The organism is Mycolicibacter icosiumassiliensis (assembly GCF_900078685.2).
GTDB lineage: Bacteria > Actinomycetota > Actinomycetes > Mycobacteriales > Mycobacteriaceae > Mycobacterium > Mycobacterium icosiumassiliensis.
Map to the genome: position 1 here is coordinate 391,226 of NZ_LT546166.1, position 23,297 is coordinate 414,522.

Consider the following 23,297-nt stretch of genomic DNA (forward strand, 5'->3'; position numbering starts at 1 on the left):
CTGCTTGGTTTCGACTCGTCAGGACATTTCGAAAGTTGGGTGGCGCAAGAGCCCGACCGTCGGCGGCGCAGCTTCGAATAACTCCTATGGGGCACGCCGTTCAGCGCTCGGGCGAAACGCCGGCCCGGTGCGTGGGTAGGTGAGGCGTGGACGGCCCCCTGGCGGCATCGCGCCTGAGCCAACCGACGCGCGAGGCGCTCGCCCAGCGCATTCGCGCCCGCCTTTCGGTCGCCGAGGTCCAGACGGCCGACCGTACGGCCGATCATGATGTGACCATCATCGGTGATGGGGTGTCGGCGCTCGCTTTGGCGCTGGAGGTCGGCCGGGTTCGTCCGGGTACGCGGGTCCTGATCGTCGGCCCTACGTTGCATCCGGTACCGGAGATCACCCACACGGTTGGCGAATCCACTGTGGAGGTGTCCGCGCACTACCTGCGGGATCGCCTGGGGCTGGCGGATCACCTCACATCGCAACAGATCCGCAAGATGGGGCTGCGGATGTTCTTTTCGCACGGCGGGAACAACGACATCGCGAGGCGCATGGAACTGGGAAGCTCGTGTTTCGCGCCGCAGGTGACCTACCAGATCGATCGCGGACGGTTGGAGAACGAACTTGCCCGCCGCGCCCACTCGATGGGCATTCAATTCGCCTGCGGGCGAGTCCGCTCGGTCGAGCTTGGCGGCCCGGATGGCCTCCATGTCGTTACCGTCCAAGACGCCGAAGCGGTCACCCGGACAACGACTCGGTGGGTGGTCGATGCTTCGGGACGCAACCGGGTGCTGCCCCGACAGCTGGACCTGCAGCGGGCCAACGCACACAACTGCAATGCTGTCTGGTTCCGCGTTGCGGCAGAGATCGACGTCGGTCGCTGGAGCGATGACCCGGCTTGGCAGGGACGGCTGAGCGAAGGCGACCGAGCGATGTCCACCAATCACCTGATGGGCGAGGGCTACTGGGTCTGGCTGATTCGACTGCCGTCCGGTGCCACCAGTGTCGGCATCGTGGCAGACCCCGCGTTTCAGTCGTTCGACGAGTTCAACACCTTGGATAGGGCCAAGGCCTGGTTGCGTGCACACGAGCCCCAACTCGCCGGCGTACTGGCGGAGTACGACCAGGCGATCTTGGACTTCCGGGTCATGAAGAAATACAGCCATGGTGCTGCGAAGGTCTTCGACGGTCGCGACCGGTGGTGCCTCACCGGCGACGCGGGAGTTTTCCTGGACCCGCTGTATTCGTCTGGCTTGGATCTGGTTGCGATCGGCAACGGCCTGATCACGGACCTGATCAGTCGCGAACTCGATGGCCAGGACGTGGCGGCTCGTGCACAGATCAGTGACACCGTATTCAGATCACTCAGCGAGATGTGGCTCGTCGTGTACCAGGGGCAATACGCTTTGATGGGCGCGCCGGCGGTGATGGCGACGAAGATTATCTGGGATATCGCGTTCTACTGGGGCTTTATCGGCCTGCTCTACATCAACGGCCGGTTCGTCGGTATTGCCGACGAACCGACGTTCGTTCCGCATTTGGACGGCCTCATAGCACTCAGCAATCGGGTTCAGAAATTCTTCCAGGAGTGGGCCGAAGTGGACGGCGGCGCCCCCTCGGTTCCCTTCGTTGACTTGTACGCTCCGCTGAATTTCATGGTTTCACTGCATGTCTCGATGATGGAAGCCAGCCAAGACTTCACGCAGCAGTTCGATGCCAACGAGGGTTTGCTCCGTAGGTTGGCGGGACAACTCACCGAGACCGTCATCGTGCAGAAGTCTCTGGATTTCGACGACGACGACGTCGTGAGACAGGTCCAGGAGTGGCAACAGGATCCGCTCCTTCGGGAATTGCGGTCAACCTACCGTCGCGGCCAGGCGTCTGAGCCGCTCAGTGAAGGCTGGATCGTCACGACTTCACCGAAGCTACAACCGACTTGACATTCGAAGGGCCAGACGAGCACCGAATCACCTTACGCGAGAACAGGAGATGAACTTGCCAGGCGATGACGACCGTCGTGAACCGTTGGCCATCGTTGGAATAGGATGCCGATTTCCTGGCGGTGCCGATTCCGCGGACAGCTTCTGGCGCCTCTTGCGTAACGGGGTCGACGCGACCCGTGTCGTGCCCGAATCACGCTGGAACGCAGATCGTTACCACGACCCCAACCCGACGAAAGTCGGGAAGGTCGTCACGTGTCGGGGCGGGTTTCTCGATGAGATAGATCAATTCGATGCGCAGTTCTTCGGAATGTCCCCCCGCGAGGCGCATGCGCTCGATCCGCAACAGCGTCTCCTTCTGCAGGCGGCATGGGAGTCGCTGGAAGACGCGGGGATACCCGCCGACGAGCTGGCAGGTAGTGACGTCGGCGTATTCGTCGGTGGCTTCACTCTGGACTATCAGCTTCTCCAGAATCAGGGGCACGCGAGTCGCTACCGGTTCAAAGCGCATTCGGCGACCGGAATGATGATGACGATGCTGTCCAATCGAATCTCGTATGCCTTCGACTTTCGTGGCCCGAGTATGTCGATTGATACCGCATGCTCTAGCTCGCTGGTTGCGGTGCATCTTGCAGCGCAAAGTATTTGGAATGGCGAGTGCGACGTTGCGCTAGCCGGCGGCGTCAACGTCATGATCGGTCCCAATACCGCCATCGCGGAGTCCAAGAGCGGCTTTCTGAGCCCAGAAGGCCGCTCCAAGGCCTTTGACGATGGCGCGGACGGTTACGCACGGGGCGAAGGTGCCGGGATCGTTGTCATCAAACAGCTGCAGAACGCGCTACGCGACGGCGATGAGATCTACGCGCAGATCCTTGGTACCGCGGTGTCGCAGGACGGCCACACCGACGGCATCACAGTGCCTCGCGGAGAAGCGCAAGAAGCCGCTATCCGGAAGGCGCTTGACCTAGCGGGGGTCGGGCCGGACGAGGTCGGCTATGTGGAAGCGCACGGCACCGGAACGCCGGTCGGCGATCCCGTCGAGATGCGAGCGCTCGCGGCGGCTCTGACTGTCGAACGACCGGCGTCGAGTCCGCTGCTGATCGGCTCGGTCAAGACCAACATCGGCCACTTGGAGGCAGGCGCGGGTATCGCCGGAATGATCAAGGCGGCGTTAGTGGTGAAGCACGGCTACATCCCGGCCCACCTGCATCTGCGGACGCCGACGCGGCACGTCTCGCTGGCCGATCTGAAGATCGAAATTCCGGCAGCGGGCCGGGCTTTCCCCGACTGCGAACGACGCATCGCAGGCGTCAATTCGTTCGGATTCGGGGGCACCAACGCGCATGTCGTACTCGCCGAGCCGCCGGCGGCGGTCGAGATCCCACTCGCGGCAGTCCGCCCTGGGCTGCCACTGACCATCCTGCCGATCTCTGCCCGTAGCGAGGACGCGCTGGTCGAGACGGCGGGCAGGTTGGCAGAGCATCTCGTGGCTCACCCCGATATCGAGCTATCCGATCTGGCCTACACCCTCAGCAGGCGCCGTACCCATCAGAATTATCGCCATACCCTGATTGCGGGCAGCCTCGCCGAGGCGCGCGAACAGTTTCGGGCCCTGGCTCACGACAGCAACTTCGCTGCTGGCAATGCCATTCAGGCCGCACCCAAGCTCGCATTCGTGTGCAGCGGCATGGGGCCCCAGTGGTGGGGGATGTGCCGCGGCCTGCTGGATGTATTTCCTGAATTCACCGCCAGCCTTGCGCGCAGCGACCGTGAGCTGGCCCGCTACACGGACTGGTCCTTGATCGACGAGCTTCGGCGCGACGAGACCAGCTCGCGCATGACCGAAACGGAGATCGCGCAACCGGCGAACTTCGCCATCCAGATCGCATTGGCCGAGCAACTCGAGAAGTTCGGTATCAGCCCGGATGCCGTCGTCGGGCACAGTGCCGGCGAGGTCGCCGCCCACTATCTCGCCGGTCTCCTCACTTTTGAACAAGCGATTCATGTGGTCTCTCACCGCAGTCGGCTCCAGCAGCGGATGAGCGGAGCGGGCAGCATGCTCGCTGTCGGTCTGGATTCTGAATCCCTCATGCGGACGCTCGACGAGGCGACCCGTGCGGAGTTCGCGGCACAGCGTGTCTCGGTGGCTGCGATCAACAGCCCGTTTGTGGTGACTCTCGCCGGCGATAGTGACGTCCTCGACGGCATTGCCCGGCAGTTGAACGATGCCGAGATCTTCAACCGACAACTGTCGGTGAAGGTGCCTTACCACTCCCATCACATGGATGCCATACGCGACGACTTGTTCAGCGCTTTCGAGGGGCTGTCCTCGAAGGCTGCGGTGCGGCCGCTGTACTCGACGGTCACCGGCGAAGCGTTGGACCGCTACCACGCCGGCGCCGCGTATTGGTGGCAGAACACCCGAACCACCGTTCTGTTCGATCCGGCGATCCGTCGGATGATCGAAGACGGCTATACGCATTTCGTCGAGCTGGGACCGCACCCCGTGCTGGCGCCGTCGATTTTCGAAACCGCGGGAAAGCTCAGCGTCTCGGTCATGGCCAGCCAGCGACATGGCCACGACGCCGGCCGGTCCCTGTTGGAGTGCGTTGGAGCACTGCACTGTCTGGGGCACCACATCGCGTGGGAGGCGCTGCACCCCGGCGCGGCGCACCGGCTTGTCAAGCTGCCTTCCTACCCCTGGCAGACGAAGCGATTCTGGACCGAGACTCAGGAGGCTACCGAAGCGCTGTTCTACCATCCGGTGCATCCGCTATTGGGGCAGAAGGTAAGTGCTGCCCATCCGACGTGGGAAGCCGAGCTGAGTACCCTTCGCACCCCGTTTCTGGGCGATCACCGGGTGCAGGGCAGTGTCGTGCTGCCCGGCGCGGCGTATGTCGAGATGGCACAGGCGGCGGCCGCCCAGACCTACGGGACCAACGGCGCGATCTGCAGCGTGGACAACCTGGTGTTCCGTCGCCCCGTGATCCTCGACGACACCTGCGATCCCATCCTAAGAACCACACTCAACGAAAACGATGGCACGCTGGAGTTCGCTGCCTTCACCGCAACAGCCAACGGCGATACCACGTGGGCGATCACCGCCACTGCGGAACTCAACCTCCTTCCCGCCTCGCCGCGCCGCGGCGATAACCCACCGCAGGCCGAGCCGATCACCACCATGGAAGGCGACGACTTCTACGCTCGCGCCCGGGAAATCGGCTTCGAGTACGGCGGCGCCTTCCGGTCTATCCGCAGGCTGGCCGCCGGCCAAGGCTGGGTCACCGCCCAGCTGAGCATTCCGGCGTCGATCGTCGACGGCCTCGACTGCTACCGGTTTCACCCGGCCCTGGTCGACGGCGCCTTCCAAGCACTCTTTGGCGCAACGATGCTCGATCGGCAGGCGCGCCAGGAGGTGTACCTACCGGCCCGCATCCGGCACTGTGCCATCTACGGTGCACCCGAAAACCAGATGGACGTTCACGTCCACGTTGTCTCGGCGACCAACGACGAGATCGAATGCGACATCGACGTCACCGATAAGGGCGGACAGACGATCGCGGTATACCGCGGGTTTGCCGTGCAATCCCTGGGCGTCGCGTCACGGATGTCGCTCGATCGAATGGATAAGGGCCTGCTCGAACTCCACTGGTGCGTTGCGGCCCACGACCCGAGCGGGCAGGATCGCAACCTCACCGGCGAGTCGTCCTGGCTCGTCTTCGCCGACGATTCTGGGCTGGGCGATGCCCTCGCCGACGAGCTGCGACACCGCGGGCACCGGGTCTGCACGGTCAGACACCGGTGCGTCGCTGCGCTGACCAAAATCGACGGGGGTTACCTGATCGATCCGGGCAGTCGCGACCAACTGGACAGTCTGTTCAAGCAGAGCGAGTTCGCCGATCTCACCGGCATCGTCAACTGCTGGCCCCTCGATATGCGACCTGCTGTGCTCGAGACGCGCTGTGCCGGTACCGAAGACGAGGATACCAACCAGCAGATCGGCTTGTTCACCATCGTGCGCGTCGTCCAAGCCCTCGCGGCACACCCCGACATGAAGCCACGTCTGCACCTGGTCACCGCCAACAGTCAACCGGTGGCCGGCAGCCCACTGACCGGGATCGAGCAGGCCCCCATCTGGGGCCTTGGCCGCGTCATCGGCCATCAGGAATTCGTCGAAAACTGGGGTGGCTTGATCGATATCGACGACGCCGATGAGTGTGCGCCGACGGCTCGGCGAATCTGCGATCACCTGCTGGGCAGTGATTCTGAGGACCAGATAGCGCTGCGCGGCGACACCACGCTCGTTCCGCGCCTTCGCCCTTGCGCCAACCTGGCGTCGCCCTTTCCCACCAAACTCAGCCCGGATGCGACCTACGTGGTCACCGGCGGCATGGGTGCTCTCGGGCGAGTGGTGGCGACATACCTCGCCGAACGAGGAGCGCGGCACATCACGCTGGTGAGCCGCAGCGCCCTGCCGCCGCGCGAGCATTGGGCCGCCGTGGCTGAACGAGACCCCCATTTCGCGGCTGTCCGAGCGATCGAAGCGATCGAGCGGATCGGCACCGAAATCGCTTCCGTCGGCGTCGACATCACCGACGCCGACCAACTACAGGCCTGGCGCACCGAGCACATCCGCAGCGGCGGGCGTCCGTTCCGTGGGCTCGTGCATGCAGCGGGCGTGGTGGACGATCACCTACTGGTCAACATGACCGAGGGTGATTTCGCCGCGGTTGTGGATCCCAAGATCACCGGTACCCGGGTGCTCCACGAAGCATTCATTGATGACGCCCTGGATTTCTTCGTACTGTTCGGCTCCGCCGGGTCGGTTATCGCTTCCCCGGGGCAGGGCAACTATGCCGCGGCCAATGCCTACCTCGACGCTTTCGCGCACTACCGGCGGGCTCTGGGACTACCGGCACTGACCATCGGATGGGGGCCGTGGTCGGTGGGCATGGTCGACGAGTTGAACCTGGAAGGCATGTACGCCCAGCGGGGCATCGACCTGATCACGCCGAGCGTCGGCGCGCGGATCCTCGATCGACTCATCAACCAACAGATCCCCAGCGTCGTCGCGATCAGTGCGGACTGGAATCGTGCCCGCCGTGTGGGTTTCGGGGGGCGGGCGCCACGGATGTTCGCAGATCTGAACAGCGTGGAAGACAACCCCGGCGGCGGCGAACCAGGCGGGTCGATTCTCGCTGTCCTGGCAAGCACACCCGAATCCGATCGGATCGGCCTGATCAGTGCCCACATTCGGAGGATTGTTGCCGACGTTTTCGACTGTGATGTAACAGACTTCGAGACCAACGACATGCTGGATGACATCGGCTTGGACTCGATGATGGCAATGGATTTCCGGGTGCGGATCAACGAGATGTTCTCGATAGATCTGCCCTTGCTGGAAATCCTCCGAGGAGTCAGCGTCAACTCGCTGGCCGACCGGGTGCTGGCCGAACTGCACACCATCCACGGTGAGGTTCCCGCCGACGTCGCAGAGCAAACTCCCACGCAGCTCCCTGGCGACGACGCCGTCAACCGCCTCGTCGACGAGCTGTCGGACGCCGAGCTGCGAGAGTTGCTGGCCGAGATCGAAACCCACGGCAGCGGGCCGGACATGGACGGCGCACAGCGATGATGACGGATCGGCGGGTGGCGGTGCAGGTACGGAACCTCTGCAAGAGCTATGGACGGGTATCGGCCCTGCAAGGACTGGATCTGGACATTCACCACGGCGAAATATTCGCCATCCTCGGCCCCAACGGTGCGGGTAAGTCGACGACCATCGAGATCCTGGAGGGCCACCGGAAGCGTGACTCGGGGCGGGTCGGTGTTTTAGGAGAGGATCCCGAGTCCGCGGGGCGTAGCTGGCGGGCCAGGATCGGGATCGTACTTCAGGAGACGAGTGACTTCGGCATGCTGACGGTGCAGGAGACCGTGCACATGTTCGCGAAATGTTATGGCACGGCGCGAACTTCTGCGGAGTTGCTGGAGCTCGTCGGACTTGCCCCGAGTGCACGTTCCCGAGTGCGGACGCTGTCGGGCGGACAGCGGCGCCGGCTCGATGTCGCCCTCGGGATCATCGGCTATCCGGAGCTGCTCTTCCTGGATGAGCCGACTACCGGGTTCGATCCAGAGGCTCGACGACACTTCTGGGATCTGATCCGGCTATTGGCTTGCGACGGCACGACCATTGTGCTTACCACCCACTACTTGGAAGAAGCTGCTGCCCTGGCAGATCGGGTCGCGGTGGTGGCGGGTGGACGACTCGCGGCAGTGGATTCACCCTCGCGATTAACCGCGCACGTGGCTTCGGCAGCCACCGTCCGGTGGGTGGAGGGCGACGCGCTACACGAGCAGCAGACCGACCATCCGACCGAGTTGATCAGGAGCCTCTCGACTGACGGCAGGGAGCTGGCTCAACTGACCGTCACCCGGCCCACCCTCGAGGACGCCTACCTCAGCTTGATCGAAGGGGGCCTGACGTGATCGAGTTTGTCGAGGACGCGCCCGGTCTCCGCGGCGATCGACAGCAACGCACATCGGAACTTCCTTCGGCGGTACGCATCGGATTCTCGCGCGTCCTACCCGAGTTGAAGATGTTCTATCGCCGCCCGGAACAGGTCGCACTGACCTTCTCGATGCCGGCAGTGATTTGCCTTCTGCTGGGCTCCATCTTCACTACGCGGGTGCCAGGCGCCCAGACCAGTACCGGCGCCGTGATCGCCGCAAGCATGTTCGCCTACGGAATTCTGTCGACGTCGTTCACCAATCTCGGCATCAGCATCGCGGCCGACCGGGAAACCGGTGCCTTACGTCGGCTGCGCGGCACACCGGCAACGGCGTCCTCGTACTTCATCGGGAAGATCATGCTGGTTGCGATCGCGAGCTTGGCCGAGGCCGTCGTCCTGTTGGCATTGGGAGTACTGGTCTTTCACCTTCGCTTACCCTCTGGCGTCTTCGGCTGGTTCACGTTGGTGTGGGTTTCGGCCCTGGGAATCGTCAGTTGTTCCCTGCTGGGCATTCTCGTCAGCAACTTCGCGAGTAACGCTGTTTCCGCCGCCGTCCTCACCAACGGCCCGGCCGTGGGTCTGCAGTTCGTGTCAGGCACCTATGTGCCGCTGATGTTGATACCGACGTGGATGTTGGTTATCGGATCGATCTTTCCGGTCAAGTGGATGGCTCAAGGATTTCGCTCGGTGTTGTTGCCCGCTGAGATGGCCGCATTCGAACCCGCAGGGACGTGGGAGCATTGGCGGATATTCGAGGTCTTGGCCGTGTGGAGTGTTGTCGGGCTGGTGGCCTGCTTGTTCGTGTTCCGCTGGTCGGATCGAGGTTGAGCCGCGATGCCTTCCCTGTTGGTGATCACCTATCACTTCTTCTTCCAGATCGTGGTCATTCTGTTGACCTACCGGCTGCTATGGCCACTGCTCCGCCGGCTCGGTCAGGTGCAGGTGGTGGCGATGATGGTGGCCGGATTCTTCTTGGGCCCTTCAGTTCTGGGTTGGCTATGGCCTGCCGGGCAGCGGTGGCTGTTCCCGACGACGTTGACGCTCGGGTCGGAGACTTTTCCCCACCCGAACCTCACGGTTATCTACGTTGTCGGGCAACTGGGCCTGGTGTTGTACATGTTCCTGGTGGGCGCCTCGTTCAAGCTCGACATCCTGACCGCGCACTGGAGGCAGGCCGGTGTCACCTCAGCCGCGGGAATCGGCGTTCCGCTTGTGCTCGGTGGCATCCTTGGCGCGTGGATGGTAAGCCGCGGAGGCTATTTCACCGGGAATGTCGTGCCATGGCAAGGAGGCCTATTCGTTGCGGCCGCCGTCGCCATCACCGCCTTTCCGATGCTGGCGTGGATCGTCTACGACTCGGGGCTGCTCAATACGCGGTTGGGCACGGTGTCGCTGTCGTGCGCTGCGCTCGACGACGCTTGCTCGTGGGTGCTGTTGGCGACGGTGGTGGCCACCGCGAAGGGAAGCCTCTTCGGCGCAGTTCTGGCAGTCGGAGGCGGGCTGGCATACCTGATCTTCATGGTCTACCTCGGGCGTCCGCTACTCGCAAGACTGGAGACATGGTCGCCGCCCCGAGCGGAGGCCGAACGCACCGGCGGCCTACCGATTGCCCACACGAGCATTGTCCTGCTGGTCGTGCTGGCGGCGAGCTGCTTCACGGACTTCGTCGGAATCTATTCGGTATTCGGCGCTTTCGTCGCTGGTGCCGTTATGCCACGTGGCGAGTTACTGACGCAGATCCGGGAGCGTTTCGAACCGCTGACGGCTTACCTGCTGATTCCATCGTTCTTCATCTACTCGGGCCTGAACACTCAGCTCAGGCTGATACTCGACGGTTCGACGCTGCTCATGGCGGTGATCGTCCTGGTGGTGTCCTTCACCGCCAAATTCGGCGCGGTGGGATTGGCCGCCCGTTGGCAGGGGATGAGTCGGCTCGAGGCTGCCTCGATGGGGGCGCTGGCCAATGCGCGTGGCTTGATGGAACTGATTCTGCTCAACATCGGATTCGAAGCGGGACTGATCTCCGGGAAGTTGTACACCATCCTGGCGCTGATGACTATCGTCACGACATTGGTTGCAACACCTCTGCAGCGACGGTTCGAGCGCCGGCTGTGGAAGTCAGGATCGAAGTTCGGCCCAGCCGGGGAGGAGCCTAGCCGCGAGGATCGACAAAGCTGTCGCCGTCGACAGGTGGAATTGTGACAGTTTCAGAAAAGAATCCAGCGCGTGTGGATGGGAAATCAAATGTGTGCTTTCTGGCTCAGTCGTATGGTCACCGTTATTGCGGCCACCGGCCTGGCTGCTGGCCCGTCGCTGCAAATGCCGGTGACATCGCCGAAACGGGTGCCGCCGATCGAGGTTCTGCTTACCAGCGGTGCCGCAGCCGCGTCGCCACTCGGCGACGGGACCGCGTTGATCATGGGTGGTACCAGCATTCCGCAACCTAGCCAGCTCTACCTGGATGCGACGAACACGCTGTATCTCGAGCCGCTGGGATTCGGTGGCAGCTTGCAGTCATTGTTCACCCCGGAGAACATCAGTTCGACATCGCAGGCGCGCGGCGAGCAAATTCTGGATTCCACCATCCTGCAGAAAATTGCCAGCGGCGACGTCAGCGCCCAGAACCCCCTCGTGGTCTTCGGCTATTCGCAGAGTGCGGCGATCTCCTCGGCGGTCATGCGTCAGCTTGCCGGTCAGGATGTGCCCAGCGACTACGTGCGTTTCGTGCTGGTCGGCAATCCTGACAACCCGGTTGGCGGCATGACGGTGGAGACCAGCGGTCTCTACCCGCAATACCTGGCGGATAACGTGGCCACCCCGAACGATCTCTACCGGACTGACGTCTACACCCACGAATATGACGGTGTCGCTGACTTTCCGAAGTATCCAATCAACGTACTGGCGGACCTCAACGCCGCACTGGGCTTCATCTATTCGCACGGCACCTACTTCAGCCTGACGCCCGAACAGATCAGCAACGCCGTACAACTGCCCACGTCAGCAGCCGACACGATGGTCAACTACTACATGATTCCATCCGAGAGTTTGCCGTTGCTCGATCCAATGCGATTGATCCCCATTGTCGGGCAACCGCTTTACGATCTGCTCGAGCCCGTTACTCGGATCTTGGTGAACCTCGGCTACGGCAATATCGAACACGGCTGGGCACCTGGTGATGCCGACGTGGTCAGCGCGTCCGGCTTGTTTCCGACCAACCTGGATCTCGGCGATGTTTTGACGGCGCTGAGCAACGGCCTGCAACAGGGAATCGGTGACTTCTTCGACGATCTGCGAGACCCGGCGACCTACCAGATCATCCCACTGCTGGACAACCCGTCGCTGGCCGATATCGAGGAGGCGGGCTACATCTTCGGCTTCCTGCCCTCGCCGCACCCGACGGCGGCGGAGGCGCTGCAGGGAATCAGCGAGTTGTTCCAGGCCTTTAGCGCGATGACCTGACTTGTTTGTCCAGGGCCAATCATGCCGATACGTTTCGCGGCGGACGTGGGAAAAGGCGCGGTACGCGATCAATCACATCTTGATACTCGGGTCGACGTTGCAGGCTGCGGCTCTCCATCATCGGGATGCTGGCGCCCAAGAACATCGCCAACATCGCCAGCACGCCCACGAACATCCACCACGCCTGAGCCGGCGCGGCGGACACACCGAACAGCGCGCAGGCCAACCAGAAGCTGATCTCACCGAAGTAGTTGGGGTGCCGTGACCAGCCCCATACCCCGTGATCCATGGCCGTGCCCGGGGGCTGATCCCGCACGAACTGGTGCAATTGCATGTCAGCCACCAGCTCCAACACCACTGCGCCAATTCCGGTGGCAAACGCAATGAGGGAAAGCCAGATCAGGCCCCTGTCCGGCCGAGTCACGGCGACGTAGACCGGCGCCAGGCCGGCAAACACCTGCAATGTGGGCACAAGGTGAATACCAAAAAGGTCGGCGGCGAATTCCCAGCGCCCCGCGCGTTGCCGCAGCACCGGATACCGCCAATCCTCATGGTGCAGGCCGGGAAATCCCCAAACCCAATTACCGGTGAGGCGCACCGCCCAGAGCGTGACGACCACAGCGATCAGCACACAACGTGTGGTATTGACCTGGGGAAGGGACTGAAACCACCAATAGGCCACTAAGAGAGGCGGAATGACACTCCAGTAGGCGTCGTAGAAACTGGAGTTGCCGAAGCGCCTGCTGAAGACGAAGACCACCAGGGTGGCCAACACATCGGCGATTAACGTGTCCAGCCAAAGCATTCCGGTGCCGGGGCCCCAGGCCAGCCACACGCAGGCCACGCCGATCGCGACCAGGTAGGCCGAGCTGATCAGACACAGGGACGCTGCCTTACTCATCTCGCGATCCTCAGCTGCGGTGCCCACGGCGTCGACGCTACCGGGAGAACAAGGCGGCGCAACCTGTTTCGACCAGTTGGTCGACGAATCCCGACCACAGCACCCGCGGCTCCGAATAACTTCCATGCACACTGCACCGCAGCGACCGCGGTCGATAGCTGTGATCGGTAGCGGAATCGCCGGCCTGACGGCGGCCTACATCCTGTCGCGCCACAGCCGGGTCACCCTCTATGAGGCCGACACGCGGTTGGGAGGCCACGCCCATACGCACCTTGTCGAGGCTGATGACGGCGGTGCCCTCGCCGTCGATTCGGCGTTCTTGGTCTACAACGATCGCACCTACCCGACGCTGTGCCGCTTGTTGACCGAACTCGGTGTGGCGGGCATCGAAACCGACATGTCGATGTCGGTGCGTAACGACGCCATGGGCTTGGAATATGCCGGTGCGCGCGGAGTGGGGGGTCTGTTCGCGTCACGGCGGACGCTGCATCCCCGCCACCTACTCATGCTGGCCGAGATCCGGGGTTTCCACGCCGCGGCCAACGCGATGCTGCGGCGATCGGGCCCGGATGAGCTGGAGACCCTTGGCGCATTTTTGCTGCGGCACGATTTCTCTGCCTACTTCATGACCAACTTCATCACGCCGTTGGTGGCAGCCGTGTGGTCCTGCCGAGCCGATGACGCTCTGAGTTACCCCGCCCGCTACCTCTTCGCGTTCCTGCAGCACCACGGCATGCTTTCGGTGCACGGATCCCCGATATGGCACACCGTGGCCGGCGGCTCGGTGAACTACGTGGACCGTATCGCCGAGACCCTTGACGAGGTGCTGACCAACAGTGCCGTGTGGTCGCTGCGCCGCGTGCACGACGGCGTCCTGCTGGATGCAGGCGGCGCGCGGCGGCGGCATTTCGACGCAGCGGTGCTGGCTGTCCACCCCGAACAGGCCCTGCGCCTTCTCGACCGACCCACAGCCGAAGAACGCGCCGTGCTCGGGGCCATGCCCTATTCGACGAACCACGCCCAACTGCACACCGACGAATCGATTCTGCCTCGGCACCCCAGAGCACGAGCGTCGTGGAACTACCGGATCGCCCTCGACCGCCCGGGTGTGCTGGTGACCTATGACGTCAGCCGGCTGATGCGAATTGAGTCCCGCCGCCGCTTCCTGGTCACATTGGGCGGGGCAGATCTGATCGATCCCCACACGGTGCTGGCCGAGATGACTTACCAGCATCCGCTTTTCACTCCGGATTCGGTCGCAGCCCAGCGGCGACTGCCCGAACTCGGCGACGAACGCATCGTGTTCGCCGGTGCCTATCACGGCTGGGGCTTTCACGAAGACGGTGCGGTCTCCGGTGTCCGGGCGGCCTGGCGGCTCGGAGCCGACTGGACGCCAGCCACCCCCCGTGCTCAGGCGTGCCGATGCTGACGCCGGCGATCTACCGCACCACGATCACGCACCGCAGGCGGACTCCGGTCGCACACCAATTCGCCTACCGCGGTTACAGCTGGTACGTCGATATCGATCAGCCGCCCCGATTGCCCTGGTGGTTGCGATCATTCGCCGGGTTCGAAGCGAGTGATCATCTGCAGGGCGGCAGCGGCGACACGCTGCGAGAGCGCGTGGACCGATTTCTTCTTGAGCGGGGCGCTCCCGCATCCGCGGGGCCTATCTATGCATTGCTGCAGGCGCGTGTTCTGGGCTACGTCTTCAACCCGATCAGCCTGTTCTGGTGCCACGACGGTGAAGAGCAGCTGCAGCATGTGATCGCCGAAGTGCACAACACCTACGGTCAACGCCACGCCTACCTGCTGCCGCCGTCGGACCGGCCGGTACGAGTGGCCAAGCAGTTCTACGTGTCACCGTTCAATCCGGTCGAAGGTCACTATCTGGTGCGGGCTCCCCGCCCCGATGCCGGCGTGAACGTCAGCATCTCGTTGTACCTCGCCGATGAGCCTGTGTTCACCGCGACGATGCGTGGTACCGGATACCCGGCCACCGACGGCCGTGTCACCCGAATGCAACTCATTGCGCCGCTGGCGCCGCTCCTGGTTTCGGTGCGCATTCGCCTGCAGGGCATCGCATTGTGGCTGCGCCGACTTCCGGTGGTGAAAAGGTGAGTACTGCAGCAGGATTGCGGCCGGCCGTGGCGGTAGATCCCGACCGATGGCCGCAGCTTGCGCAGGTCCCTTCCGGGCCCGTCTCGGCCGCAGCTGCCGGCGTGGTTCAGCTGTTGCTGCGACGTGCTGCCGGCCGTCTCCCGGTCCGGCTGGTCTATCCGGGGGGCGCAAGCTACGGTGCGCGTGATCCCAAAGCCCCGGAGCTGCTGATCTGTCGGCCGGATCGCATGACGCGGCGCATCGGAAGATCCGGACTGATCGGCTTCGGCGAGGCGTACATGGCCGGCGAGTGGCACTCCCCGGACTTGGTTGCCTTACTCAGCGTATTGGCCGGATCGATGGACGAGCTGGTCCCGGCCTGCTTGCAGTGGCTACGGCCTCTGGTGTTGGCCCGGCAGCCACGGTCCCGCAACACCCCGTCCCGTGCCCGCCGCAACGTGTCGGCTCATTACGACCTGTCTAATGAGCTGTTCGCAGTATTCCTCGACGAGACGATGACGTACTCCAGCGCACTGTTTGACCGGCTCCCTGGATCATCGGCTGAGCTCGCGGATGCCCAGCGCCGCAAGATCGATCGCCTTCTCGACGCGGCTGCTGTTGGGCCCGGCAGCCGCGTCCTCGAAGTCGGTACCGGCTGGGGCGAGCTCTGCCTGCGCGCGGCGGCCCGCGGTGCCTTCGTACGCTCCGTCACGCTCTCTAGGCAACAGGAGTTGCTTGCCCGGCAGCGGATGACTGCCGCAGGCGTGGCCGACCGGGTCGAGATCGAGCTGCGTGACTACCGTGAGATCGCCGGCAGCTATGACGCGGTGATCTCGGTGGAGATGATCGAGGCTGTCGGCTATCGGGAATGGCCGGGGTACTTTCGAGCCCTGGAACGTCTGACCGCCCCGGGTGGCCGGGTAGCGATTCAGGCGATCACCATGCCGCATCACCGGATGACGGCCAGTCGCCACACGCTGACATGGATTCAGAAGTACATCTTCCCCGGCGGTCTGCTGCCGTCCATCCGGGCGATCGGGGACATCGCCGGCTATCACACAGGCCTGCGCACTGTCGAAATGCGCTCATTGGGCCCGCACTACGCCGAAACTCTGCGGCTGTGGCGGGAACGCTTCAACCACAACAGTGCTGCCGTGGCCGCTCTGGGCTTCGACGAGGTGTTCTGCCGGATGTGGAACTTCTACCTGGCCTACTCGGAAGCGGGCTTCCGTTCGGATTATCTGGATGTCTACCAGTGGACGTTCGCCAGACCGGACCAAGGGCAAGCGTGAGGATGTATTCGGATGCCTGCCGTTTCTGAACCCATTGATGAATGGTTCCCAACCGACCCGCCTGTGCCGGTTTGGCAGCTAGGCTGGCGTCCGATGAACCACATCGCGGGTGCCTCCGAACTGGATGCGGTGCTCCACCGGGTGGCAAGGGGAAGTCTCGCCGACTTCGCGACGCTCTATGACCGCACCGCGGCGCGGGTGTACGGATTGGTACTTCGGGTGTTGCGCGACGCCGGTTATAGCGAAGAGACCACTCAAGAGATCTACCTGGAGGTTTGGCGCAACGCCGGCAAGTATGACCCGGACAGGGGATCGGCGCTCGCGTGGCTGCTCGCGATGGCGCACCGTCGCGCGGTGGATCGTGTTCGTTCCGAACGTGCTGCCGGACTGCGCGAATCACGCTACGGCGCGGCCAGCGCAGAACCGCCCGGCGACGTCGTCGTCGACGCAGTGATCGTCAGCGACGAGCAGCGGCGCGTCGTCGAATGTCTGGATGGGCTGCCCGAGAAGCAGCGAGAGTGCGTCGAGCTGACCTACTACAACGGGTTGACCTATAACGAAGCTTCGGAACGGCTTTCGGTCAAGCCATCGACGATCAAGACGCGAATGCAAGACGCCCTGCGCCGCCTGCGTGAATGTTTGGGCATGCCATGACCGAGCCGCACAGCTCCGACCTGCTGACGATGGCGACGCCGTATGCGTTCAACGCCATTTCCGACACCGAGCGGCGGGAGATCGATCGACGCGCCGCCGAAGCGCCGAAGCCGATCGCGCAGGCGTTCGACGCCGCGGTGACTGCGGCGCACGAAATGATGGCGGTCGTCGCGGACAGCACGGCTGTGCAACCCCCATCGGCGTTGCGCGAATCGGTGCTGGGCCGAGTCGAGAAGCTCGCTGCCACCCGTTCCCGCTGGCGTACCGCGGCTGTTGCTGCGGCGGCCGCGATCGTGGTGGGCTTGGCGGCATTCGTCGTGGGTATCGAAACGAGACCCACTGCTACACAGTCGGTCTCGGACATAGTGCTGGCGGCACCCGACGTGGAGAGCGTATCGAGTCCGTTGGCCACCGGAACCGCCACGGTGCTCTTCTCCAGGGAACGGAGCGCCGGGGTCCTGGTGATGAACAACGTGCCCCCGCCCGAACCCGGCACGGTCTATCAGATGTGGCTGCTCAGTCCCCGCGGTGCGACGCTGGCCGGCACGATGGACGCCGCCGCCGTTTCACCGTCGACGACCGCAGAGATTCCTGCCCTCGGGGACTCGACTGCGCTCGGGTTCACCGTTGAGCCCGATCCAGGGGCGCGCGAGCCCACGGGGCAGATGATCGTTCAGATCCCACTGCGCTGAAACGGGGTTTGGCCAATGGATCTGGAGTCGGTAGTCGATTCAGTCCTGGACCGTGCCGTTCTGCCCGGCTACACCCGCCTCGGGTATCGCATGCGACAGCACGGGTGGTCCGGTGATCCGGTGCCGCACGCGCTGCGTGGCAAGACCGCGATGGTGACCGGTGCCAACAGCGGCATCGGCAAGGCGATCGCCGGGGGGCTGGCGGCGCTCGGGGCCACCGTCTTGATGGTCAGCCGAAACCCCGAGCGCCTCGAACGCGCCCGAGCCGAACTGGTCGCCGAGAACCCCGATGCTGACCTGCGCGTTCAGGTGTGCGATGTCGCCGAACTCTCCGCGGTGCGGCGCTTCGTCACCGATCTCAGCGCCCGCTTGCCTCGCCTCGACGTGGTGGTCCATAACGCCGGGATTCTGCCGGCGGCCCGAGCCGAGACCGCCGACGGACACGAGATAACCTTGGCCACCCATGTTCTCGGCCCGGTGCTGCTGACCGAGCTGCTCGTCCCCACATTGGCCGCGTCTGCCGACCCGCGGGTGATCTTGATGTCCTCGGGCGGCATGTATACCCAGACGCTGGCTGCCGACGACCCCGAATACCGCGTCGGCCACTACCGCGGCGCGGCCGCCTACGCACGGACGAAGCGGATGCAGGTGGCCTTGACCCCGCTGCTGGCCGAACGCTGGAGAGCGGACGGGATCTCGGTGTACTGCATGCATCCGGGTTGGTCCGACACACCCGGGCTGGTCACATCGCTGCCAGCTTTCCGGAAACTGACCAAGCCGCTGCTGCGCACCGCAGAACAAGGCGCCGACACGGCCATCTGGCTCGCCGCGACACAGCCCGCTCCACCGACCGGTCGATTCTGGCACGACCGGCGACAGCGCCCCGAGCACTATGTCCCGTTCACCCGCGAAAGCAGCGACGACCGCCGGCAAATCTGGGATTACTGCATGCAGGCCATCGGAGTGCGCTAGCCATACTGCTTGCGCAGCTGCGGCTTGACCACCTTGCCGCTGGCATTGCGCGGTAGGGCATCCACCAGCACTAGTTCCTTCGGGTGCTTGTAGCGGGCCAATCGCTCGTTGAGGAACGGTTCGAGGTCGTCCAGCGTCATCGGCGCCTTGCCGTCGACCACGGCGATGATGGCCACCGGGACCTCGCCCCACTTGTCGTGCGCCCGCCCGATCACGGCCGCCTCCCGAATCATCGGATGCTCGAACAGCACGTTCTCCACCTCGGCGCAGTAGATGTTCTCACCGCCGGAGATGATCATGTCCTTCTTGCGGTCGACGACGTAGACGAAGCCCTCGTCGTCGAGGCGGACCAGATCGCCGGAGTGGAACCAGCCGCCGGAAAAGGCTTCGGCGGTCGCGTCGGGCTTGTTCCAGTAGCCCTGCATCATGGTCGGCCCGCGGTAGATGATCTCGCCGATCTCGCCGGGCGCCACGTCGTTCATGTTTTCGTCGACGACGCGTGCCGCGATGGTTGGGATCACCTTGCCCACCGATCCGAGTTTGCGGATCGCGTCGGCGCCCTGGAGCACGCAGGTGATGGGTGACATCTCGGTCTGGCCGAACACCGCGACATTGAGCGCGTCCGGGAACGTCTCCGCCATGGCCCGCAGCACGGTATCGGACGCCGGCGCCGCCCCCCAGCTGATCACTTCGAGCGCCAGGTCTCGTTGCCGCACTGTCGGATCGGCGCAGATGACCTGCCACTGCGCCGGCACCAGGAACACCGAGGTGGCGCGTTCGCTCTCCCAGGCGTCGAGGGTGTCCTTAGCGTTGAACGCACCGAGCGGGTGGATCACCGTCTTGGTGCCAAGCATCAGGTTGGGGGCGATGCTGCCCAGGCCGGCGATGTGGAACATCGGCGCGGCGCAGAAGTACACGCTGTCCGGGCTGATCTGCAGCGCCTGGATGCAGGTCAGCGACTGAGCCAGCAGGTTCGAGTGGGACAGGATGGCGCCCTTGGGACTTCCGGTGGTTCCCGAGGTGTACATGATCAGCGCCGGGGTGTCTTCGGGGACATCGGCGCCGGGGTGCGGGTCGCCGGGCTCGGCGATCAGCGACTCGTAGTCGTCGCCGAGCACCACGGCCACATCGAGTCCGGGGGTGTTCTTGCGGACGGCCTCGATCAGCGGTGCAAGCAGTTGATCGGTGATGACGGCCTTGGCGCCACTGTCGGAGACGATGTAGCTGATCTCGGGGTCGGTGAGGCGGAAGTTGACCGGTACGGCGATGGCACCCAGGGCGTTGATTGCCAGGGTCGCCTCGATGTATTCGGTGTGGTTGAGCATCACGATCAGCACGCGATCGCCGAAGGAGATGCCGCGCCGGAACAGTGCCCCGGCCAGGCGCTCGGAGCGATCGTGCAGCTGTTGCCAGGTGGTGTCGTTGCCGCGACAGCGGAAGGCAACCGCGTCGGGACGCATCTCGGCGTGGTTTGCCACCTGATTCATCCAGTGGTTGCGGCGAGACCGCAGCGGCTGAGCGATCATTCGCCGAACACCGCCTGGCGCTTCTGCAGCATCGCGGCGGCGCCTTCGAAGAAGTCGGGGGAGCCCAGCAACTCCACCTGGCCGGCTTTCTCGCGGGCCAGTGCGGCGTCCAGTGCGGCGAGATTGGTGGCGTTGAGCGCACGCTTGGTCAATTCGATGGCGCGACGCGGTCCGTGGGCCAGCTTCTCGGCGGCCTCGTTGACGCGGGCGTCCAACTCCGCCTCGCCGAGCACCGCGTTGATCAGGCCGGCATCCCGGGCGGTGGTGGCCGACAGGCGCTCACCGAGCAGCGCCATCTCGTTGGCCACGGCCCGTCCGGCGGCAGCTGCGACCAGCGCGGTGGTGCCGCCGTCGGGCATCAGGCCGATGTTGGTGAAGGACAGCAGGAAATAGGCGCTCTCGGCGGCGTAGATCAGATCCGCGGCCAGCGCCAGACCCACGCCGACGCCGGCGGCCGGACCGTTGATCCGCGCGATCACCGGCACCGGGGTCTCGGCGACCGAGGTGACCAGCCGGGAAGCGCAGTCCATCACTTCCTCGGGGCTGACGCCGCCGGCCGTGGCCGACAGGTCGGCGCCGGTGCAGAAGGCCTTGCCTTCGCCGGTGATGACGATGGCCCGCACGCCTGGGTCGTCGGCCGCGCCGGCGATGACGTCGCCGAGGCCCGCCATGGTGGCGTAGTCGATCGCGTTGAGCCGGGTGGGATTGGTAATCGTCACCCGCAGCACCCGGCCGTCGCGTGTCGCGGTGAGTTTGGCGGAGCTGGATTGCAGCACGGCACTTCCTTCGTGGATGAAAATGTAAATTGTGGTTAACGTATGGGCGGCGGGTCCAACAGTCAACACGGGGGTGAAAATGGCCGCGTCCACGACTGCGGGATCGGTGACTGCGGTGCAGCGCCGCCCCAAGGACCGCAAGGCGCAGATCGTCCGCGCCGCGGCCCGCGCATTCAGCGATCGCGGCTACCACGCGGTCGGGGTCGACGAGATCGCCGCCGAGGTCGGTATCTCCGGACCCGCGCTGTATCGGCACTTCGCAAACAAGTACGCGCTACTGGTCGCGACCGCCCAGTACACGGCAGAGATGCTGGTGAACGCCGCGCGATCCGCCGACGATCCGGGCCGTCCGGCGGCGGAGCGGTTGCGGGCGATTACCGCCGCGCTGATCGAGACCACGATCGGGACGCGGCGCGAGGGCGCGTTCTATCGGTGGGAACGGCGCTACCTGCAGTTGCCGGACCGCAAGGAGATCCGGGCCGGCTACGACGCGCTCAACGCCACGATTGCCGAACCTTTGGCGGTGCTGCGCCCGGAACTTCCCCAGGCCGACACCGCGATTTTGGCCGCGGCGGTCCTGAGCGTCATCGGCAGCATCTCCGCGCACCGAACGCGGCTGCCTGCCGGCGCACTTGCGGACCTGCTCGCAGAGCTGTGCTGGTCAGTGGTCACCGTCGAGCTGCCGCCGGCGCCGTCGGGCCCTGCGCCGCGACGACTGGAGCGGGGTCTGCCCAGCACGTCCAAGCGTGAACGGCTACTCGCCGAGGCCATCCGGATGTTCGGCCAGCGGGGCTTCTACGAAGTCAGCATCGAGGAGATCGGCACCGCCGCCGGACTGAACGGCTCCAGTGCCTATCGCTACTACCCGAGTAAGGCGGCCCTGCTGGCCGTCGCGTTCCATCGGGCCAGCGCCCGCGTGCTGATGGCCATCACCGATTCCCTGGCCGAGTCGACCAGCCCGCAGCAGGCGGCCCTTCGCATCGCCGAGCGCTATACGGCGCTCGCGTTCGCCGCGCCCGAGCTGATCAACATCTACTTCGCCGAGTTCGCCAACCTGCCCGAACCCGACCGGGTGCAGCTGCGCGGTCTGCAGCGGCAGAACGTCGACGAATGGGCACACCTGGTGAGTCAGGTCGGCGCAGGCGACACCGAAGCGGTGTTCCGTGTCCACGCGGCGCTTGCTCTCGTCGTCGATATAGGACGCCTGGTTAACTTTGACGATCGCGACGAACAGCGGTCCCGGATCCATGCCCTGATGGCGGCCGTGCTTTTCGGCGCCGGCGGTCGGTGACTGCGGGCCGCCCCACTGGCTACGATCAAGCGATGACTGCCGCACCATCAGGACAGCGAAGTGCCGCCACCGCCGCGCGGGGGCTGGCCGGGCTGCTGCTGGGCGTCGGGGCAGGACATTTCGTCTTCCCTCAGCCGTTCGACGCGATCGTTCCCCCGGAGTTGCCGGGCAGCGCCCGCATGTACACGTATGTGTCGGGGGTCGCCGAGCTGGTCATCGGCGCCCTGCTGTTGTTGCCGCGCACCCGGCGCAGGGCCGGGCTGGCCGCGGCCGCCCTGTTCGTTGCGGTGTACCCGGCGAATATCCACTCGGTCCGGTTGTTCTGGGCCAAACCCTGGTTTCGGGCGGGGGCGATCGCGCGCCTGCCGTTGCAGATCCCGATGATTATCGCGGCGTTGCGGGTGTGGCGCGCCGGTTAATCCGACCTGCCAACGGTGGATTCAGGAGGCATAGGTGGCCTCAGATCTGGCGCTGCCCGTAGCGGCGGCGGAACTTCTCCACCTGCCCCGCGGTGTCGACGATCCGGCTGTTGCCGGTCCAAAACGGGTGCGACGCCGCGCTGATCTCCACGATCACCAGCGGGTAGCTGCGAGTGCCCGTCGGGGTGGGCCACTCGATGGTGCGGTCGCTGGTCACGGTGGAGCGGGTCAGGATCGTCTCCCCGGTGGTGGCGTCCTGGAAGACGACGGGATGGTAGTCGGGATGGATGCCGGGTTTCATCGCTGGTCTCCGTCTCGGGTGCGGTACAGGGAAATGTCTGCTGTGGCCGTTGGGAGTTCGTCGCACGGCTCCTGGTGATGGTCGCCGAACGGGTCGGGGTAGTCGGCCCACTGGTTCGGGCTGCGTAACTCGTCGTCGGTGAGCAGTGCGTCCGACAGGGCCTCGCGGATCTGCTCGGGGCGGGCGCCGCAGATCAGGACCACCAGCGAGGTGTGTCGATCGCCGTAGCGGTGATCCCAGATCAGATCCGCGAACGCATGCCGCTCCGGGGACACGCGGGCCGCCTCCTCGGCCGTCATCGCATGGACGACGACGAAGCCGGCATCCTGCAACGTCTCGGCCGTATTCGCGCGGATCAGATCGTCATCCTCGACCAGCAGGATCGTCCGACCATCATGCAGTGTCTGCGTGGCTTGGACCGGCTGGGCCGGTTCTGCCTGTTGAGGCCGCGCAGCCGGGACGGTATTCTCCGTCGGC

At 64.6% G+C, this 23,297-nt stretch carries 19 protein-coding genes; 14 read left to right on the forward strand and 5 right to left on the reverse strand.

What is annotated here, in order from left to right; all coding sequences use genetic code 11:
* Positions 1 to 146 precede the first annotated feature (146 nt).
* From BN4346_RS25535 to BN4346_RS25560, 6 genes are read left to right on the forward strand one after another with little or no spacing between them, the layout of a single operon-like run.
* Positions 147 to 1,928, forward strand: coding sequence for an NAD(P)/FAD-dependent oxidoreductase (locus tag BN4346_RS25535; protein ID WP_235653518.1), 1,782 nt, complete (start codon positions 147 to 149; stop codon positions 1,926 to 1,928).
* A gap of 49 nt (positions 1,929 to 1,977) precedes the next feature.
* Positions 1,978 to 7,563, forward strand: a complete 5,586-nt coding sequence (locus BN4346_RS25540; RefSeq protein WP_067967423.1) for a type I polyketide synthase — start codon at positions 1,978 to 1,980, stop codon at positions 7,561 to 7,563.
* Entirely contained in the window at positions 7,560 to 8,414 is an 855-nt protein-coding gene (locus tag BN4346_RS25545; RefSeq protein WP_407695044.1) for an ABC transporter ATP-binding protein, read from the forward strand. Before BN4346_RS25540 ends, BN4346_RS25545 begins: the two co-directional genes overlap by 4 nt.
* Complete coding sequence (locus BN4346_RS25550; RefSeq protein ID WP_067967644.1) at positions 8,414 to 9,265, forward strand: ABC transporter permease; 852 nt, start codon at positions 8,414 to 8,416, stop codon at positions 9,263 to 9,265. The genes BN4346_RS25545 and BN4346_RS25550 overlap by 1 nt, the downstream gene beginning before the upstream one ends.
* 6 nt (positions 9,266 to 9,271) lie before the next feature.
* Positions 9,272 to 10,639, forward strand: coding sequence for a cation:proton antiporter (locus tag BN4346_RS25555; RefSeq protein WP_067967432.1), 1,368 nt, complete (start codon positions 9,272 to 9,274; stop codon positions 10,637 to 10,639).
* A gap of 30 nt (positions 10,640 to 10,669) precedes the next feature.
* A complete protein-coding gene (locus BN4346_RS25560) occupies positions 10,670 to 11,896 on the forward strand; it encodes a PE-PPE domain-containing protein (RefSeq protein WP_235653698.1) in 1,227 nt (408 codons plus the stop codon).
* Between the two features lie 19 nt (positions 11,897 to 11,915).
* Here BN4346_RS25560 and BN4346_RS25565 read toward each other — a convergent pair whose 3' ends face one another.
* The gene (locus BN4346_RS25565) at positions 11,916 to 12,797 is read right to left on the reverse strand and encodes a DUF1295 domain-containing protein (protein ID WP_208863275.1); all 882 of its coding nucleotides are present in this window, start codon (positions 12,795 to 12,797) and stop codon (positions 11,916 to 11,918) included.
* Between the two features lie 124 nt (positions 12,798 to 12,921).
* Between BN4346_RS25565 and BN4346_RS25570 the strand changes: the two genes are divergently transcribed.
* From BN4346_RS25570 to BN4346_RS25595, 6 genes are all read left to right on the forward strand, one after another.
* On the forward strand, positions 12,922 to 14,226 hold the full coding sequence (locus tag BN4346_RS25570) for an NAD(P)/FAD-dependent oxidoreductase (protein ID WP_067967435.1): 1,305 nt from the start codon (positions 12,922 to 12,924) through the stop codon (positions 14,224 to 14,226).
* A complete protein-coding gene (locus BN4346_RS25575; protein ID WP_067967655.1) occupies positions 14,220 to 14,918 on the forward strand; it encodes a DUF1365 domain-containing protein in 699 nt (232 codons plus the stop codon). Before BN4346_RS25570 ends, BN4346_RS25575 begins: the two co-directional genes overlap by 7 nt.
* Positions 14,915 to 16,189, forward strand: coding sequence for a class I SAM-dependent methyltransferase (locus BN4346_RS25580; RefSeq protein ID WP_067967438.1), 1,275 nt, complete (start codon positions 14,915 to 14,917; stop codon positions 16,187 to 16,189). Before BN4346_RS25575 ends, BN4346_RS25580 begins: the two co-directional genes overlap by 4 nt.
* Before the next feature lie 93 nt (positions 16,190 to 16,282).
* A complete protein-coding gene (gene sigK, locus BN4346_RS25585; protein ID WP_067967445.1) occupies positions 16,283 to 16,843 on the forward strand; it encodes an ECF RNA polymerase sigma factor SigK in 561 nt (186 codons plus the stop codon).
* Positions 16,840 to 17,535 (forward strand): anti-sigma factor, encoded by a 696-nt coding sequence (locus tag BN4346_RS25590; protein ID WP_067967447.1) that lies wholly within the window; start codon positions 16,840 to 16,842, stop codon positions 17,533 to 17,535. Before sigK ends, BN4346_RS25590 begins: the two co-directional genes overlap by 4 nt.
* Before the next feature lie 15 nt (positions 17,536 to 17,550).
* Entirely contained in the window at positions 17,551 to 18,507 is a 957-nt protein-coding gene (locus tag BN4346_RS25595; protein WP_067967450.1) for an SDR family NAD(P)-dependent oxidoreductase, read from the forward strand.
* On the opposite strand, the gene fadD5 is transcribed toward BN4346_RS25595, so the two are convergent.
* Positions 18,504 to 20,033 carry a fatty-acid--CoA ligase FadD5 gene (gene fadD5, locus BN4346_RS25600; RefSeq protein WP_067967455.1) on the reverse strand — a complete coding sequence of 510 codons (1,530 nt, stop codon included), beginning with the start codon at positions 20,031 to 20,033 and terminating at the stop codon, positions 18,504 to 18,506. The genes BN4346_RS25595 and fadD5 overlap by 4 nt on opposite strands.
* On the reverse strand, positions 20,030 to 20,809 hold the full coding sequence (locus BN4346_RS25605; RefSeq protein WP_067967658.1) for an enoyl-CoA hydratase-related protein: 780 nt from the start codon (positions 20,807 to 20,809) through the stop codon (positions 20,030 to 20,032). The genes fadD5 and BN4346_RS25605 overlap by 4 nt, the downstream gene beginning before the upstream one ends.
* 79 nt (positions 20,810 to 20,888) lie before the next feature.
* Between BN4346_RS25605 and BN4346_RS25610 the strand changes: the two genes are divergently transcribed.
* Together BN4346_RS25610 and BN4346_RS25615 are read left to right on the forward strand one after the other, a co-directional pair.
* A complete protein-coding gene (locus BN4346_RS25610; RefSeq protein ID WP_067967458.1) occupies positions 20,889 to 22,100 on the forward strand; it encodes a TetR/AcrR family transcriptional regulator in 1,212 nt (403 codons plus the stop codon).
* 32 nt (positions 22,101 to 22,132) lie between these two features.
* On the forward strand, positions 22,133 to 22,519 hold the full coding sequence (locus BN4346_RS25615; RefSeq protein WP_067967661.1) for a DoxX-like family protein: 387 nt from the start codon (positions 22,133 to 22,135) through the stop codon (positions 22,517 to 22,519).
* Between the two features lie 40 nt (positions 22,520 to 22,559).
* Here the strand turns inward: BN4346_RS25615 and BN4346_RS25620 are convergent, their stop codons facing one another.
* Complete coding sequence (locus BN4346_RS25620) at positions 22,560 to 22,820, reverse strand: type B 50S ribosomal protein L31 (protein ID WP_067967461.1); 261 nt, start codon at positions 22,818 to 22,820, stop codon at positions 22,560 to 22,562.
* Entirely contained in the window at positions 22,817 to 23,152 is a 336-nt protein-coding gene (locus tag BN4346_RS25625) for a hypothetical protein (protein WP_208863211.1), read from the reverse strand. The genes BN4346_RS25620 and BN4346_RS25625 overlap by 4 nt, the downstream gene beginning before the upstream one ends.
* Between the last annotated feature and the right edge of the window lie 145 nt (positions 23,153 to 23,297).

Bases quoted from the DNA above. Each gene is read 5' to 3' on its own strand.
- BN4346_RS25545 (WP_407695044.1), top strand. From the start codon at position 7,560: ATGATGACGGATCGGCGGGTGGCGGTGCAGGTACGGAACCTCTGCAAG.
- BN4346_RS25615 (WP_067967661.1), top strand. From the start codon at position 22,133: ATGACTGCCGCACCATCAGGACAGCGAAGTGCCGCCACCGCCGCGCGG.
- sigK (WP_067967445.1), top strand. From the start codon at position 16,283: ATGAACCACATCGCGGGTGCCTCCGAACTGGATGCGGTGCTCCACCGG.
- BN4346_RS25590 (WP_067967447.1), top strand. From the start codon at position 16,840: ATGACCGAGCCGCACAGCTCCGACCTGCTGACGATGGCGACGCCGTAT.
- BN4346_RS25610 (WP_067967458.1), top strand. From the start codon at position 20,889: ATGGCCGCGTCCACGACTGCGGGATCGGTGACTGCGGTGCAGCGCCGC.
- fadD5 (WP_067967455.1), bottom strand. From the start codon at position 20,033: ATGATCGCTCAGCCGCTGCGGTCTCGCCGCAACCACTGGATGAATCAG.
- BN4346_RS25555 (WP_067967432.1), top strand. From the start codon at position 9,272: ATGCCTTCCCTGTTGGTGATCACCTATCACTTCTTCTTCCAGATCGTG.
- BN4346_RS25575 (WP_067967655.1), top strand. From the start codon at position 14,220: ATGCTGACGCCGGCGATCTACCGCACCACGATCACGCACCGCAGGCGG.
- BN4346_RS25570 (WP_067967435.1), top strand. From the start codon at position 12,922: ATGCACACTGCACCGCAGCGACCGCGGTCGATAGCTGTGATCGGTAGC.
- BN4346_RS25540 (WP_067967423.1), top strand. From the start codon at position 1,978: ATGAACTTGCCAGGCGATGACGACCGTCGTGAACCGTTGGCCATCGTT.
- BN4346_RS25595 (WP_067967450.1), top strand. From the start codon at position 17,551: ATGGATCTGGAGTCGGTAGTCGATTCAGTCCTGGACCGTGCCGTTCTG.
- BN4346_RS25565 (WP_208863275.1), bottom strand. From the start codon at position 12,797: ATGAGTAAGGCAGCGTCCCTGTGTCTGATCAGCTCGGCCTACCTGGTC.
- BN4346_RS25560 (WP_235653698.1), top strand. From the start codon at position 10,670: ATGGGAAATCAAATGTGTGCTTTCTGGCTCAGTCGTATGGTCACCGTT.
- BN4346_RS25620 (WP_067967461.1), bottom strand. From the start codon at position 22,820: ATGAAACCCGGCATCCATCCCGACTACCATCCCGTCGTCTTCCAGGAC.